1 protein-coding gene is annotated in these 17871 nt (G+C 72.4%); it reads left to right on the forward strand.

All coding sequences use genetic code 11. The features are described from left to right. The first annotated feature begins 84 nt into the window (after positions 1 to 84). Positions 85 to 17745 carry a non-ribosomal peptide synthase/polyketide synthase gene (locus tag LTT66_RS16830; protein WP_233068593.1) on the forward strand — a complete coding sequence of 5887 codons (17661 nt, stop codon included), beginning with the start codon at positions 85 to 87 and terminating at the stop codon, positions 17743 to 17745. Positions 17746 to 17871 lie beyond the last annotated feature (126 nt).

Here is a 17871-nt window from a genome sequence, read left to right on the forward strand (position 1 = left end):
GGCCTGGGCAGCCGGGTGCAGCGGCTTGTTCGTGCTGCCCAAAAGCGTTCGGCCAGCGGTTGTTTCGCCGAGTAGGAGGCTCTGGTGCAGGATACGGAGTTGGGTGGGTTCAGCGCGTTGCCGCAGCGTTCCGTCGAGCCGAAGCCGTCCCCGGCCGCATCCGAGCCGTTCGCGCTTGCGCCCGCCCAGCTCGGCGTCTGGTACGCGCAGCTGCTCGACCCGGACGTGCCGATCAACGTCGCACAGTACGTGGACGTGCACGGCGAGCTGGACGCCGCGCTGCTGCAGGAGGTGACGGTCGAGGCGGCCCGCGAGTACGAGTCGGTGCTGGTGCGGATCGGCGAAGCGGACGGCGTGCCGCACCAGGCGGTCGACCTCGGCCTCCCGGTCGACATTCCGCTGATCGACCTGCGTGAACACCCCGACCCGGTGGCCGCGGCGCACGCGTGGATGCGCGCCGACGCGAGCGCGCCGGTGGACCTGCTGACCGACCGGCTCTTCGCGGGCGCGGTGCTGCGCGTCGCCGAGCGCCGGTACTTCTGGTACCTGCGCGCCCACCACATCGTGCTGGACGGCTACGGCGCGCTCACCAACACCATGCGGGTTGCCGAGCGCTACACCGCCCGGGTGCTCGGCACCGAACCCGAAGCCGTGCGGCCCGGGACGCTCGCCTCGCTCACGCAGGCCGAACTCGCCTATCGGGACTCCGCCCGGTTCGCATCCGATCGCGCGCACTGGGCCGAGCGGGTGATCGGGCTGGATGGCGCGACCAGCCTGGACGGGCGGCGCGCACCCCGCTGCGCGAGCAACCTGATCGCCGGTCGCGCACTCGCGCCGGAGCTGATCGAGCGGATGAACGCCCTTGCCGCGCGCCAGGATTCGACCCTCGCGGTGGTGCTGCTCGCGGCGTTCGCCGCCTACCTGGGACGGCTGACCGACCGCGACGAGGCGGTGCTGAGCCTGCCGGTGACCGCGCGCACCACCGCGGCGCTGCGGCGGTCGGCGGGCATGCTGTCGAACATCGTGCCGCTGCGGCTGCCGGTCGGCGGGAACTGGGGCGAGCTGCTGCGTGCCACCCGGGTCGAGGTCGCGGGCGCGCTGCGCCACCAGCGCTACCGGCACGAGGACATCCGCCGTGACGCCGAGAGCGCGGGCGCCCCCGCCCAGCGCGGGCTGTTCGGGCCGCTGGCCAACATCATGCTGTTCCGCAGCGATCTCACCCTCGGCACGACGGTGGGGCGCTACCACGTGCTGTCCACCGGTCCGGTCGAGGACCTCGGCATGAACGTCTATTACGGCGACCGGGACCGGGTGCACGTCGATTTCGAGGCCAATCCGAACCTGTACACCGCCGACGACGTCGCACGCCACCACGCCCGGTTCCTGCGCTACCTGCAGCGCCTGGTCGTCACCGAGCCGGACGTCGCGCTCGCCGCGGTCGGCGTGGCGACCGAGCTGGAACTCGAGGTCAGCACCCGGATCTGGAACGAGACGGGTTTCGACGTGGAAGCGCAGCTGCCGGGGCGCCGCGCCGGTCTCGCTCCCGTCGCGACGCTGGCATCGATGTTCGAGGCGCAGGTGGCCCGCACGCCGAGCGCGGTGGCGCTGCGGGCCGCCGGTGCGCCGGACCTGACCTACCGCGAACTCGCGGCGCGCAGCAATCGGCTGGCCCGCCGCCTGATCGCGCTCGGCGTCGGACCGGAGACGCCGGTGGCGCTGCACCTGCCGCGCTCGCCCGAGCTGGTGATCGCGATGTACGCGGTTCTGGCGGCGGGCGGCGCGTACCTGCCGCTGGATCCGGACCATCCGCCCGAGCGCACCGCGCACATCCTGGCCACGGCCCGCCCAGCCTGTGTGCTGACCGCCGGACCGGACGCGACGTCCGAGCTGTCCGGCCTGCCGGTGGTGCGGGTGGACCAGGCCGACGAGACCGTCGGGGCCGGGCCGGTGTGGGACCGGGAACGTGTCGCGGCCCTTCGGCCGGAGCATCCGGCGTATGTGATCTTCACCTCCGGATCGACCGGTCAGCCCAAGGGCGTCGCGATCACCCACCGGGCCATCGTCAACCGGCTGGTGTGGATGCAGCACACCTATCGACTATCCGCGAAAGACGTTGTACTGCAGAAGACTCCGGCTACGTTCGACGTGTCGGTGTGGGAATTCTTCTGGCCGTTGCAGATCGGTGCGACGCTGGTGCTCGCCGAGCCGGACGGGCACCGCGATCCCGCTTATCTGCACCGTGCCATCGACGAATACGGTGTCACCACAGCGCATTTCGTGCCGTCGATGCTCGAGGCGTTCCTCGCCGCCCCGCAGGTCGCGTATCGGACGTCGCTGCGTTCGGTGTTCGCCTCGGGGGAGGCGCTGCCCGCCGCGCTCGCCCAGCGGCTGCGCGCGCTGACCGGCGCTCGCCTGCACAATCTGTACGGTCCGACGGAGGCGGCGGTCGACGTCACCTTTCACGAAGTCGCCGACACCGATACCCTCTCGGTGCCGATCGGCGCGCCGGTGTTCAACACCAGGCTCTACGTCCTCGATTCGCGGCTTCGGCCGGTACCGGTCGGGGCGCCGGGTGAGCTGTATCTGTCGGGGGTACAGCTCGCCCGGGGCTACGTCGCGCGACCGGAGCTCACCGCGGCTCGGTTCGTGGCCGATCCGTTCGGCGGCCCGGACCGGACGTCGCCGGCGGGGGACCGCATGTACCGCACCGGTGACCTGGTGCGATGGACCACGCACGGTGAGCTGGAGTACCTCGGACGCACCGACTTCCAAGTGAAGCTGCGCGGCCTGCGCATCGAGCTCGGCGAGATCGAGACCGTGCTCGCCGCGGTGGACTCGGTGGTCCGCGCGGTGGTGGTGCCGCGCGACGACACGGGCGCGGGCGCGCAACTCGTCGCCTACGTGGTCGAAGCCGAGCCCGGCGCGGTGCGGCCCGAGCGGCTGCGGGCCGCGGCGGCCGAAGCGCTGCCCGGATACATGGTGCCCGCCGCCTATGTGGTGCTCGACACTTTCCCCGTCAACGCATCCGGAAAGCTGGATCGCGCCGCGCTACCCGCTCCCAGCAGGGCTTGCGCCCACTACACCGCACCCGCGACCGCCGTCGAGCAGGCGGTCGCGCGCGTGTTCTCCGAAGTGCTCGGTAACAAGCTGGTCGGTCGCAACGACGACTTCTTCGCACTCGGCGGAAACAGTCTGGTGGCCACGCAGGTCGCCGCCCGGCTGTCCGCCGACCTGAACTGCCCGCTCGGAGTCCGCGACGTGTTCGCCGCCTGCACGGTGGCCGAACTCGCCGCACTCGTCGAGCGGGCCGGTGGATCCAGCGGCGCGTCCTTGGTCGCGCAGCTGCGGGCACGGCCACGGCCGCCGCTGGTTCCGCTTTCTCCGGCGCAGCAGCGCATCTGGTTCCTCAACCGGTTCGAGCGCTCCAGCGCGAGCTACAACATGCCGTTCGTGGTGCGCCTGCGCGGCGCGGTGGACGTAGCCGCCCTGCGGCAGGCGCTCGACGACCTGGTCATCCGGCACGAGGTGCTGCGCACGATCTTCCCCGCGCTGCTGCCCGGTGACGGCGCGGGGCCCGCCGCACGGCAGGTCGTGCTGTCGGTGGCGGAGGTGGCGGGCGCGCCGGAGGCGATCGCCGCCGCCGACCTCGACGCTCGCCTGGCCGCGTTCGCCGCGCGCGGCTTCGACCTGGAACGTGAAGTCCCGATCCGGGCCCGCGTCTTCGCGGTGGACGACGGCAGCTGCGCGCTCGCGCTCGTACTGCACCATATCGCCGCCGACGGGCTGTCGCTGCGGGTGCTCGCCCGTGACGTGATGACCGCGTACCGAGCGCGCCGCGGCGGTGCCGCGCCCGCCTGGCCCCCGCTGCCGGTGCAGTACGCCGACTACAGCCTTTGGCAGCACGAAATGCTCGGCTCCGCGCAGGACCCTTTCGCGGCCGCTCAGCTGTCGTTCTGGACCGGTGCGCTGGCCGGCGCGCCCGACCAGCTCGACCTGCCCGCCGACCGGCCCCGCCCGGCGGTCGCCTCCGGCCGGGGCGCGGTGTTCGGCTTCGAGCTGCCCGCCGAATTGGTCGCCCGGATGGCCGAACTCGCGCGAGCTGAGGGCGTCTCGACCTTCATGCTGACGCACGCCGCGCTGGCCGCGCTGCTGGCGCGACTATCCGGCAGCGACGACATCGTGGTCGGCACCCCGGTAGCGGGCCGGGGCCATCGCGCGCTCGACGACCTGATCGGCATGTTCGTCAACACCCTGGCGCTGCGCACCCGAATCGAACTCGCCGCCCCGTTCACAGCTCTGCTGGCGCAGGTCCGGGAGCGCGACCTCGCCGCGTTCGGCCACGCCGAACTGCCGTTCGAGCAAGTGGTCGCGGCGCTCGACCCGCCGCGCTCGCAAGCGCGCCATCCGCTGTTCCAAGTGCTGCTCGCCTTCGACAATGCCGAGGCAATCGCCGTCGAACTGCCCGAACTGTCGGTTGCCACCAGTACCCTGGACACCGGAGTGACCAAGCTCGATCTGCAGCTCACGGTCACCGAGAGCTCCGCCGGTGCCGGACTCGGGGAAGGTTCGGCATCGGCGGGGGTTCCCGCGGAATTCACCTATGCCACCGATCTGTTCGACCGAGCCACCGTCGCGGGCTACGCCCGCGGGCTGATCGGCTTCCTGTGGGCCGTCACCGCCGATCCCGAACTCGCGGTGCTCGATCTGCCCCTCCTCGACCGCGACGAGCAAGCGCGCGTCATCGCGGCCGCACAGGCTCCGGTCGGCGCGCACGACTCGGCGCGGACGCTGCTCACCGCCTTCGAGGCGCAGGTGCGGCGCACTCCGGACGCGGTCGCGGTGCTCGACGGTGCGCGGCGGCTGACCTACGCGCAGTTCGCGGGCGCGGTCAACCGGCTGGCGCGCCGGCTGATCGGCGCAGGCGTCGGCCCGGAGCGGCTGGTCGTGCTCGGTATGCGGCGCTCGGCCGACCTCGTGGTGGCCGCGTACGCGGTGCTGACCGCCGGCGGTGCGTACGTGCCGGTGGACCCGGACCAGCCCGCGGCCCGGATCGCGCAGGTGATCGCGGCGGCGCGTCCGGTCTGCGTGCTGGCCCGGTCCGGTGACGACCTGGCCTCCGAACTGGCCGATCGGTGCGCGCTCGCCGGACGTCCGGCGACGCCGATCGTCATGGTGGACGCCCCCGACATCGCGGAGTACTCCGACGCGGCGGTAACCACCGCGCACCGCGCGTCCCCGCTGCACACCGCTTACGTGATCTTCACCTCCGGCTCCACCGGGCAGCCCAAAGGCGTCGCGGTGCAGCACGACTCGGCGGTCAACCAGATCGAATGGATCGCGGACGAATACCAGGTCGACACCGAAGACGTCGTGTTGTTCAAGACCCCGGCCGCCTTCGACGTCTCGGTGTGGGAGCTGTTCGCGCCCCTGGCCCGCGGCGCGCGGATCGTCGTCGCCGAGCACGACGGACACCGCGACCCCCGGTATCTCGCGGCGACCATCGCCGCGTACCGGGTCACGATGACCTCGTTCGTTCCGTCCATGCTCACGGTGTTCGCCGATGCCGTCGCGCGGGAGGCGATCGCGTCGCTGCGCACCGTGCTGGTCGCGGGCGAGGCGATGACCGGCGAGGCTGCCGCGGCGTTCGCCGCGGTGAGCCCCGCGCGGCTGCACAACCTTTACGGCCCCACCGAATTCACCGTGCACGCCACGCATGCCGCCGTCGACCCGGCCGTGAGCGGGCCGGCGCCGATCGGGCGTCCGGTTCCCGGCAGCCGGGCGATTGTTCTCGATGCCCGGCTGCGACCGGTTCCGGACGGCGTGGTCGGCGAGCTGTACCTGTCCGGCGTGCAAGTGGCGCGCGGTTATCACAATCGAGCCGACCTCAGCGCCGAGCGTTTCGTCGCCGACCCTTACGGACCGGCGGGCGCCCGGATGTACCGGACAGGCGATCTGGTGCGCCGCCGCCGCGACGGCGCCCTGGAATACCTGGGCCGCGGCGACTTCCAGGTGAAGCTGCGCGGGCAGCGGATCGAGCTCGGTGAGATCGAGGCCGCGCTGCTCGCCATGGACGAGGTGCGCGCGGCGGCGGTGCGGGTCGTCGCACAGCCTTCCGGTGACGTGCTGGCCGCCTACGTGGTCGGCACCCGCACGCCCGATCGGCTCGCCGCGGAGCTGGAGCAGCGGCTGCGCCTGACGCTGCCCTCGTACATGGTGCCCACCGCCTACGTCGCGCTGACCTCGATGCCGCTGACCCCGTCGGGCAAGCTGGACCGCACGGCGCTGCCCGATCCGGCTCCGGTCACCAAGGCGTTCCGCGCGCCGGGCACGCCAGGGGAGCGAACCGTCGCCGCGGTGTTCGCGCAGGGCCTGGGTGTGGACGCGGTCGGCCTGGACGACGACTTCTTCGCTCTCGGCGGCAATTCGCTGGTCGCCACCCAGATCGCCGCCCGCCTCGCCGACGCGCTGGACACCGAGGTGCCGGTACGCGCGCTCTTCGAGCACCCGACGGTGGCGGCGCTCGCCGCGCACCTGTCCGACGGCGGGCGCCCGCGCAACCGCACGCCACTGGTCGCGGGGCCGCGCCCCCCGCTGGTGCCGCTGTCCTACGCGCAACAGCGCATGTGGTTCCTGAACCAGTTCGACGCGGCGTCGGTGGCGAACAATCTGGTCGCCGCCATCGGACTGCGCGGCGCGCTCGACGCGGCGGTGCTCGCCGACGCCGTCGCCGACGTGGTGACCAGGCACGAGTCACTGCGCACCGCCTACCCTGCGGCCGAGGGTATTCCGTATCAACTGGTGCTGCCCGCGGACGAGGCGCGGATCGCGCTGGTCGCGGAAGTGGTCGAGGCGCAGCGGCTGACGCGGCGAATCCGCGAACTGGTGGCGACGCCCTTCCGGGTCGATCGCGAGCCACCGGTGCGGCTCACCCTGCTGCGCATCGCCGACGACCACCACGTGCTCGTCGTGGCCATGCACCACATCAGCGCCGACGGCTGGTCGCTAGCGCCGCTGACGCTCGATCTCATGCGTGCCTACCGCGCCCGCCGCGTCGGCGCCGCGCCCGACTGGCCACCGCTCGCCGTGCAGTACGCCGACTACGCGCTGTGGCAGCGGGACACACTCGGCTCCGAGGACGACCCGGATTCGGCTCTCGCCGAACAGATCCGGTTCTGGGCGAGCGAGCTGGCCGGTCTGCCGGACGTGCTGCCGTTACCGGCTGATCGCCCGCGCCCGGCTGCCGCGTCCGGCCGCGGCGCGCGTCATGCTTTCACGATCGATGCCGCGACGCGGCGGCGGTTGCGCGAGATCGCGGACGGTGTGCACGCCTCGCTGTTCATGGTGCTGCACGCCGCGTTCGCGACGCTGCTGGCCACGCTGACCGGGCAGCGGGACATCGCGGTCGGCACCCCGGTGGCCGGCCGTGGCGACCGTGCGCTGGACGAGTTGGTCGGCATGTTCGTCAACACCGTCGTGCTGCGCGCGGACGTGCGGGCCGAGCTGTCGTTCACCGAGCTGGTCGCGGCGGTGCGCGACCGCGACCTGGCCGCCTTCGCCCACGCCGACGCGCCGTTCGAGCGGCTCGTCGAGGTGCTCGCGCCGGAGCGGTCGGCGGCCCGGCATCCGCTGTTCCAGGTGATGCTCGACTTCCAGAACACCGCGCGGACCGATCTGGAACTCCCTGGCCTGACCGCGTCCCCGCTCGACATCGACACCGGCACGGCGAAATTCGACCTGCACCTTTCCCTGGCGGAGGCGGCGGACGGTTCCGGGCTCGCCGCGGTCTTCGAGTACGCGACCGACCTGTTCGACCCCGCCACCGTGGCGTCGTTCGCACTGCGTTTGCGCCGGGTCCTGGACGCGGTGGTCGCCGATCCGCAGGTGTCCGTCGGTGCGATCGACGTGCTGAGCCCGAGCGAACGCGCTCTGCTCCTGGACACCTGGAATGCCACCGGACACCCGGTGGACCCGGCCGCGACGCTGGTCTCGCTGTTCGAGGCGCAGGCGGCGCGCACGCCGGACGCGATCGCGGTGAGTTTCGAGGGTGCGGCGCTCACCTACGCCGAGTTCGCCAGCCGGGTGCACCGGCTGGCCCGGCTGCTGGTGTCCATCGGCGCGCGGCCGGACAAGCCGGTGGCGGTGGGCATGCGACGGTCGGTGGATCTGGTGGTCGCCCTGTACGCGGTGCTCGCGGCCGGGGGCGCCTACGTCCCCCTCGATCCGGAGCATCCGGCGGAGCGGATCGCGGACGTGCTGCGGACCGTGCGTCCGGTCTGCGTGCTGACCCGTTCCGAGGACGGGCTCGACCTGCCGGGCGAGGAGACCGGCGCCGGGCTGTGGGCGGTGCTGGACGTCGACCTGTTCGACACCGAGGACTACGCGGACACACCCCTGACCGACGCGGACCGGCTCGGGACGCTCAGACCGTCGAACACGGCGTATGTGATCTTCACGTCCGGTTCGACCGGCCGACCGAAGGGTGTGGCGGTGTCGCATGCGGCGATCGTGAACCGCCTTGTCTGGATGCAGACTGCCTACCAGCTGACTGCCGCTGACGTGGTGTTGCAGAAGACGCCCGCGACGTTCGATGTGTCGGTGTGGGAGTTCTTCTGGCCGTTGCAGATAGGTGCGCGCCTGGTGGTCGCGAAGCCGGACGGGCATCGTGACCCGGCGTATCTGGCCGAGATCATCAGCGGCGAGCGGGTGAGCGTCACGCATTTCGTGCCGTCGATGCTCGCGGTGTTCGTCGCGGATGCGGCTGTGGCGCAGTGTGGTTCGTTGCGGTTGGTGTTCGCCTCCGGTGAGGCGTTGCCGCCGAAGCCCGCGCATCGCTTGCGGGAGTTGACCGGTGCGGCGCTGCACAACCTGTATGGTCCGACCGAAGCGGCGGTGGACGTCACCTTCCACGAGGTGGTGGATGCCGATTCCGAGACGGTGCCGATCGGTGTTCCGGTGTTCAACACGCAGGTGTTCGTGTTGGACGCGCGGTTGCGTCCGGTGCCGGTGGGTGTCGCGGGCGAGCTGTACCTCGCGGGTACGCAGCTCGCGCGTGGTTACGTCGCGCGACCGGACCTGACCAGCGACCGGTTCGTCGCCAACCCGTACGGGGAGCCCGGCGCGCGGATGTACCGCACCGGCGACCTCGTTTCCTGGACCGCTGGTGGCGAGTTGGCCTATCTCGGCCGCACCGATTTCCAGGTGAAGTTGCGCGGTCTGCGCATCGAGCTCGGCGAGATCGAATCGGCGCTGACGGATCTGGACGAGGTCGCGCGAGCCGTCGTGGTCGTGCGCGACGACGCCGGTGCCCAGCTCGTCGCCTACCTGGTGCCCGAGTCGGGCACGCCGCTGAATCCCGGCACGATCCGGGCGGCACTCGCCCGCCGGCTCCCCGCGTACATGCTGCCCTCGGCGTACGTGACGCTGGAGGCGTTCCCGGTCAACGCTTCCGGGAAGCTGGACCGCACAGCGCTACCGGCGCCCGCGCTCGAGTCCGCGCGGTTCCGCGCGCCCGCGACGCCGGTACAGAGACTCGTCGCCGCCACTTTCGGCGCATTGCTCGGCCTCGACCGGGTGGGTCTGGACGACGATTTCTTCGCACTCGGCGGCAACTCGCTCACGGCCGCTCGCGTGGTGGCCCGGCTCGGCGCGGCGCTCGACGCCCACTTGCCGGTGCGGGCGCTGTTCGACGCGCCGACGGTCGCCGCGCTGGCCGCGCGCGCCGAAACGCATCGCGGTGACGGCGGACGCGCGCCACTGCGTCCGCTGCCGCGTCCGGACCGGATTCCGCTGTCCCCGGCCCAGCAGCGCATCTGGTTCGTCAACCGCTTGCACGCCGGCGAGCAAGCCGGACCCGCGGACGCGATCGACAACATCCCGGTCGCACTGCGGCTCTCGGGCGACCTCGACGTGGCGGCGATGACCGCGGCCGTGGCCGACGTGGTGGCCAGGCACGAGACCCTGCGCACCGTCTACCCGGACGGCCCGGAGGGGCCCGAACAAGTGGTCCTGCCCCCGGCGGCGCCGCAGGTGCCGGTCGAGCGGGTGACCGAAACCGCGTTGGCGCAGCGGCTGCGCGAGCTGGCGGCGGACGCTTTCGACCTCACTACCGAGACGCCGTTGCGCGCCACACTGTTCGTGCTCGACGACCGATCGCGGCCGCAGTATGTGCTGGCTCTGGTGCTGCATCACATCGCCGCGGACGGGTTCTCCCTCGGACCGCTGGCCGAAGACCTGATGACCGCCTACGTGGCCCGCCGCACCGCCGCGGCGCCCGCATGGGACGCCCTGCCGGTGCAGTACGCCGATTACACGCTCTGGCAGGCCGATTTCGCCGGCCTCGACCGGCAACTCGACTACTGGCGGCACGTTCTGGCGGGCCTGCCGGAGCAGCTGGAACTGCCCACCGACCGCCCACGCCCACCGGTCTCGTCCCATCGCGGCGCGACCCACCGCCTGCGCGTCGACTCCGATCTGCACAGCGAGCTGGGCGAGCTGGCACGCAAGCGGGAGACCACGCTGTTCAGCACGGTGCACGCGGCGCTGGCCGTGCTGCTGGCCCGCCTGTCCGGCAGCGCGGACATCGCGATCGGCACCCCGGTCGCCGGACGCGGCGACGCGGCGCTGGACCGGCTCGTCGGCATGTTCGTCAACACGCTGGTGCTGCGCACCGCCGTCGACGCCAGAGCCAGGTTCGAGACCGTGCTGGACGCGGTGCGCGATCAAGACCTCGACGCGCTCTCGCACCCCGACGTGCCGTTCGAACGTCTCGTCGCGTCGCTCGCGCCCACCCGCTCGCGCAACCGTCATCCCCTGTTCCAGGTGGCGCTGACCTTCCAGAACTTCGCCCTGCCCGAGCTCGAGCTGCCGGGTCTGCGGGTGAGCCCGCAGGAGTTCGACGCGCCGGTGGCCGAATTCGATCTCCAGTTCACCGTGCTGGCGTCGAACAACCGGGACGGTCGCGCCGACGGCATGCGGATCGAGATCCGCTACGCCACCGATCTTTTCGACGCGCCGACGATCGCCGTGCTGGGCAGGCGGTTCACCCAGGTGCTGGCCGCCGTCGCCGCCGATCCGACGGTGGTCGTCGGCGACATCCAACTGCTCAGCGCCGAGGAGCAGCATCGGGCGCTGTACGAATGGGCGGTCGGCGGGGCCGAGGTCGCGGACGCGGACGAGGGCGGCAGTTTGGCCGAGCGATTCGCGCGCGCCGCGGCGCTGGACCCGGCCGCTGTCGCGGTCCGGGACGGCGCGCGGTCGCTGGCCTACGCCGAACTGGACGACTGGTCCAACCGATTGGCACGGCGGCTGATCGCCGCGGGCGTCGGTCCGGAAACGCTGGTGGCCGTCGCGCTGCCGCGCTCGGCGGAACTGGTGGTCGCCCTGCTCGCGGTGCTGAAAGCGGGCGGCGGGTATCTGCCGATCGATCCGGCCTACCCCGGCGACCGGATCGAGTACGTTCTCGATGACGCCCGCCCGATCTGCGCGATCACGGGCGCGGCCACCGAGTTGCCGCGCGGCTGGTTCGGCGGACCGGTGGTCGACGTCGACGCGCCGAACCTGGCGGAGTTCGGCGGCGGGCCGATCACCGACGCGGACCGGCGCGCGCCGCTGCGCTGCGCGCACGCCGCCTACGTCATCTACACCTCCGGCTCCACCGGTAAGCCCAAAGGCGTTGTGGTGGCGCATCGCAACGTGCTGCGGCTGCTGGACAACGCGCAGTCGCACTTCGATTTCGGCCCGGCGGACGTATGGACGCTGTTCCACTCCTACGCTTTCGACTTCTCGGTGTGGGAACTGTGGGGCCCGCTGCTGTCCGGCGCGACGGTGGTGGTGGTCGACTACTACACCTCGCGCTCGCCGCAGCAGTTCCGCGAGTTGTTGATCGCCGAGCGGGTCACCGTGCTCAACCAGACGCCGTCGGCGTTCTATCAGCTCGTCGCCGCCGATCTGGCCGAGCCGGAACCCGCCGAGTTCGCGCTGCGCGCCGTCGTCTTCGGCGGCGAAGCGCTGGAGCCGCAGCGGCTGGCCGGATGGTTCGCGCGCTACCCCGACGCACCCCGCCTGGTGAACATGTACGGCATCACGGAGACCACGGTGCACGTGTCGCATCGTGAGATCGACGGGCGCACCGGCTCGGCGAGCGTGATCGGCAGGGCGCTGCCCGGCCTGACCGTTCGGCTGCTCGACGACCGGCTGCGGCCCGTCCCGGTGGGCGTGCCCGGCGAGATCTACGTGTCCGGCGGCCAGTTGGCGCGCGGCTACCTGCACCGTCCGGCGCTGACCGCGGGACGCTTCGTCGCGGACCCGTACGCGGGGGACGGGTCGCTCGCCTACCGCTCCGGCGACCTGGCCCGCTGGACACCCGACGGCGACCTGGAGTACCTCGGACGCGCGGACCAACAGGTGAACCTGCGCGGCTTCCGCATCGAACTCGGCGAGATCGAGGCCGCGCTGCTCGAGACGTCCGCGGCGGTCCGCGAGGTGGCCGTGGTGGTGCGCACCGACCTGGTGGACGAACCGCGCATCGTCGCGTACGTGGTGGCCGCCCACGAGCCCATCGACGCCGCCGCGCTGCGCCGGGCGGTGACCGATCGCCTGCCGGAACACATGGTGCCCGCCGCGATCGTGCCGGTGCCGCGAATCCCGTTGACCGTCAACGGCAAACTCGACCGTGCCGCGCTGCCCGCGCCGCGGTTCGAATCGACCGTCTACCGGGCGCCGTCCACGCCGGGTGAGCGGGTCGTGGCCGAGGTGTTCGCCGAGGTGCTCGGGTCGCGGCGCGCGGTGGGGGCCGACGACGACTTCTTCGCACTCGGCGGCAGCTCGCTGCTGGCCGCCAAGGCGGTCGCCAGGATCGGCGTGGCGCTGGGCCGGACGGTGGGTGTGCGGGCGCTGTTCGAAGCTCCCCGGGTCGCCGACCTCGCGGCCCTGGCGAGCACGGTGGCCATGGGCGGGACGCGACCCGCGCTGGTGGCGGGGCCGCGTCCGGAGCGCGTTCCGCTCTCACCAGCGCAGCAGCGGATGTGGTTCCTCAACCGGTTCGACCAGTCCGCCACCGCCTACAACATTCCGGTGGCCCTGCGCTTGTCGGGGCGGCTGGACGTGCCCGCGTTGCAGGCCGCCGTCGGCGACGTGGTTGCCAGACACGAGGCGCTGCGTACCCGGTATCCGCAGCTCGACGGTGAGCCGGTGCAACTCGTCGAACCCGCCGCCGAAGCCGCCGCGGCGCTACGGCCGATCGACCTGCCGGAAGACGAACTGCCGCGACGACTCCGGGAGCTGGCCGCGACGACCTTCGACGTCACCGCCGAGATCCCGGTGCGGATACGGCTGTTCCGCGTCATCCGGGCGCAAGCGCACCTCGAGGACGGGCGCGGCGAGTTCGTACTCGCCGCGGTGTTGCACCACATCGCCGCCGACGGGTCGTCCATCGCGCCGTTCGTGCGGGACCTGATGGTCGCCTACACCGCCCGCCGCGACGGCGCGGCGCCGCCATGGACGCCGCCTGCCGTGCAGTACGCCGATTACGCGCTCTGGCAACGAGACCTGCTCGGCGCCGAGGACGACGACGAATCGGTGGCGGGCCGCGAGCTCGCGTTCTGGACCGAGACCCTGGCCGGGCTGCCCGACCAGCTGGCGCTGCCGACCGACCGTCCCCGCCCCGCGAAACAGAGCCTGCGTGGCGCCGAGGTGCCGCTGAGCATCGGCGCGCGGCTGCACGCGGAGCTCGTCGGGCTCGGCCGCAGGCACGGCGCCACGCTGTTCATGGTGGTGCACGCCGCGTTCGCGGTGCTGCTGGCGCGCTGGTCGGGCACCGGGGACATCGCTGTCGGCACGCCGGTAGCGGGCCGGGGCGTGGCCGAACTCGACGACGTGATCGGAATGTTCGTCAACACCCTCGTGCTGCGCGTCGGCGTCGAGGGCGGCGAGTCGTTCGCCGGGCTGCTCGGGCGGACGCGGGCCGCCGATCTCGCGGCGCTGGAACACGCGACCGTTCCGTTCGAACGCTTGGTGGAAGTGCTCAATCCGGTGCGCTCCACCGCCCGGCACCCGCTGTTCCAGGTCGGTTACTCGTTCCAGAACCACGAGCGCGACCGGCTGCGGCTGCCCGAGCTCGACGTCCGCGAACTCGACGTCGGCAACGGCGTGGCGCAATTCGATCTGCACCTGTTCGCCGTGGACACCTACGACGCCGACGGCGCACCCGACGGCATCGATCTGACCCTCGGCTATGCCACCGATCTGTTCGAGCGGCCGACCGCGTTCCGGTTCGCCGCCCAGCTGCGCCGGGTGCTCGAGACGGTCGTGGCCCGGCCGGAACTGCCGATCGGCGACATCGACCTGCTCGGTTCCGACCGGTCGCTGGTGCTCGCCGAGTGGAACCGGACCAGGCAGCCGCTCCCACGGCTCACGCTCGCGGATCTGATCGACGCGCAGACCGCGCGCGGCTCGTCGGCGGTCGCGCTGGTGGACGCCACGACCGGAGCCGAGTTGCGCTACGGCGAGTTCGACGAACGGGTGAACCGTCTGGCGCGCAAGCTCATCGCGGCCGGTGTCGGACCGGAGTCGACCGTCGTGCTGGCGATGCGCCGCTCGCCGGACCTGGTCGTCGCGATGTACGCCGTGGTGCGGGCGGGCGGCGCCTACGTGCCCATCGATCCCGGCCATCCGGCCGAGCGGATCGCCCACATCGTGGCGACCGCCGCGCCCGCGATCGTCCTCACCACCGCACGCGACGGACTGCCGATCGAGACCAGTTGCGCCACCGTGCGAATCGACCGGCTGGACCTCACCGAGTTCGCCGCTACGCCGATCACCGACGCCGAACGGCTGCGCCCGCTGCGTCCCGAGCATCCCGCGTATGTCGTCTTCACCTCCGGCTCCACGGGCCTGCCCAAGGGCGTGACGGTCCCGCACGCCGCCATCGTGAACCAGCTCCGGTGGCTGGCCGCGGAATTCGATCTCGGCGCACATGACCACGTGCTGCTGAAGACGCCCGCGACGTTCGACCTATCGGTGTGGGAGTTCTGGTCCCCGCTGGTCACCGGAGGACGCCTGATCGTCACCCCGCCCGGCGCCGAACGCGACCCCGATCTGCTGCGCGCACTGCTGCGCGAGCACGGCGTGACCGTGCTGCACGCGGTGCCCGCCCTGATCGGCATGCTGCTGGCGGTCGAGCCCGGCGCGCCGCTGCCGCAAACCCTGCGCCACGTGCTCGCCATCGGCGAGGCGCTGCCGCCCGCCACGGCGGCGGAGTTCCTGCGCCGTCACCGCGCCGGGGCCGCGCTGCACAACCTCTACGGTCCCACCGAGGCGGCGGTGTCGATCACCGCGTTCGCCGTCCGCACCCAGCCCGAGCACGTCGTCCCGATCGGCTCGCCCGTGTGGAACAGCCGGGTCTACGTGCTGGACCCGCGGCTGCGCCCGGCGCCGATCGGGGTGCCCGGTGAGCTGTACCTGGCGGGTGCGCAGCTGGCGCGCGGCTACCAGCGTCGTCCGGGGCTCACCTCGGACCGCTTCGTGGCCGATCCGTTCGCCACGGAGCTGGGCGAGCGGATGTACCGCACCGGCGACATCGTGCGCTGGCGTCCCGACGGCACGCTGGAATACCTGGAGCGCGCCGACTTCCAGGTGCAGATCGGCGGCTTCCGGATCGAACTCGGCGAGGTGGAAGCCGCGCTGCTGCGGCAGCCGGGTGTCAGCGCGGCGGTCGCGGTGGCGAAGGCCGACGAACGAGCCGGAACCCGGCTCATCGCGTATGCCGCGGTACCGGAGGCGGATTCGGACACTCACGCCGCCTTGGCCGGATCGCTGCGCGCGGCGCTGGCCGCGCAGGTGCCCGGGTACATGATGCCCGCCGCCGTCGTCGTGCTGGCGGCGCTGCCGCTCACCGCCAACGGCAAGATCGATCGCACCGCCCTGCCCGAACCCGTCTTCGCCGAAACGGGCCACCGCGCACCGGCTGGTGCCCTGGAGCGCTTGATCGCGGACGCGTTCGTGGAGGTCATCGGCGTGGACGCGGTGAACGTGGACGACGACTTCTTCGCCAGGGGCGGCAATTCCCTGCTGGCCACCCGCCTCGCGGCCCGGCTCGGCGCGGCGCTGGGCGGCCACGTCCCGGTGGCCGCGGTGTTCGAAGCGCCGACGCCTGCCGCGCTCGCCGGGCGTCTCGCGCACACCGAGCGCGCCGCGTCCCGGCCTGCCTTGACCCGCCGCGCCTTCGCCGGGCCCGCGCCGCTCGCGCCCGCGCAGCAGCGCCTGTGGGTGCTCGACCGGCTCGCGCCGGACTCGTCGGCCTACCACATCCCCGCGGCGCTGCGGTTGCGTGGCGCACTGGACGTCACGGCGCTCGCCGCGGCCATCGGCGACGTGCTCGACCGGCACGAGCCGCTGCGCACCAGATACCCCGACACCGAACAGGGGCCGGTCCAGGAGGTCGTGCCCGCGGCACCGGTGCAGCTGACGCCGATTCCGGTGCCGCGCGAGGAATCGGACGCTCGGATCGCCGCGTTCGTGTCCCAGGCCTTCGATCTCGCCGCCGCGCCCCCGGTGCGCGCAGCCCTGTTCGCGACCGCCGCCGACGAACACGTCCTGGTGGTCGTGCTGCACCACATCGGCGCGGACGGGTATTCGATCGCCCCGCTGACCGCCGACCTGGTGCGCGCCTACCTCGACAGATCCGCCGGACGCGCGCCGCAGTGGGCCCCGCTGCCGATCCGCTACCGCGACTACAGCGCCTGGCAGCACGAACTGCTCGGCGACGCCGCCGATCCGGACAGCCTGCTCGCACGCCAACTCGCCTTCTGGCGAACGGAACTGGCCGGGGCGCCGGAACTGCTCGCCTTGCCCACCGACCGCCCGCGACCGGCCGGCCGAAGCTCACGGGGGGCAAGCATTATTCGCGAACTCGACGCCGAGCGGACCGTTCGCCTGGAGCGAGTGGCCCGCGCACACGACGGCACGCTGTTCACCCTGATGCACACCGCGCTCGCGGTGCTGCTCGCGAAACTGTCCGGCGGCGGGGACATCACGGTCGGCGCCCCGGTCGCCGGGCGCGGTGTCCGCGAGCTGGACGAGCTGGTCGGCATGTTCGTCAACACCGTGGCATTGCGCGTGGAGGTCGACCCGCGTGCGAGCTTCGGCGAGCTGCTGCGCCAGGTCACCCGGCGCGACCTGGCGGCGCTCTCGCACGCCGACGTCCCGTTCGACCGGGTGGTCGAGGCGCTGGGGGTCACCCGTTCCGGCTCGCACGCGCCGCTGTGCCAAGTGCTGCTCACCTTCCAGAACCTGCCGCGGGCGGAGGTGGAACTGCCCGGGTTGGCGGTCGAGGCGCTCGATCTCACCCTCGCGGAGGCGAAGTTCGACCTGCAGCTCACCGTGCTGGAACGCTTCGGCGCCGACGGCGACCGCGCCGGTTCGGAGCTGCGCTTCGGTTATGCGACGGACATCTTCGACGAGCCGACGGCGCACGCGTTCGGCGACCGGTTGCTGCGGGTGCTGGACACGGTCGCCGAGAACCCGGCGGTGGCCGTCCGCGCGATCGATATCCGTTCCGCGGACGAACGGCGCCCCCGGGCCACCGCGACGGCGGCGGACCTGCCCGCTCTGATCGCCCGTGCGGCGAAGGCCGCCCCCGCCGCGCGCGCCTTCGAGCACGGCGACCGGGTGGTCTCCTTCGGCGAACTCGACGCGAAGCTCACGAGCGTCGCCAAAGCGATGGCGCCGCGGCCAAACCCGAAGCCCTGATCCACGTCTCGCTCGCCGGGCTGGTGCCCGGCCTGCTCGCCGCCCTCGGTGGCGGTGGACTCGCGGCCTTGCTGCGGACCCTGCCCACCACCGCCGAGGCGCTGCTCGCCGACTCGGGGTCGGCTG

Origin of the sequence: Nocardia gipuzkoensis (genome assembly GCF_021183645.1) — a bacterium.
Lineage (GTDB): Bacteria > Actinomycetota > Actinomycetes > Mycobacteriales > Mycobacteriaceae > Nocardia > Nocardia abscessus.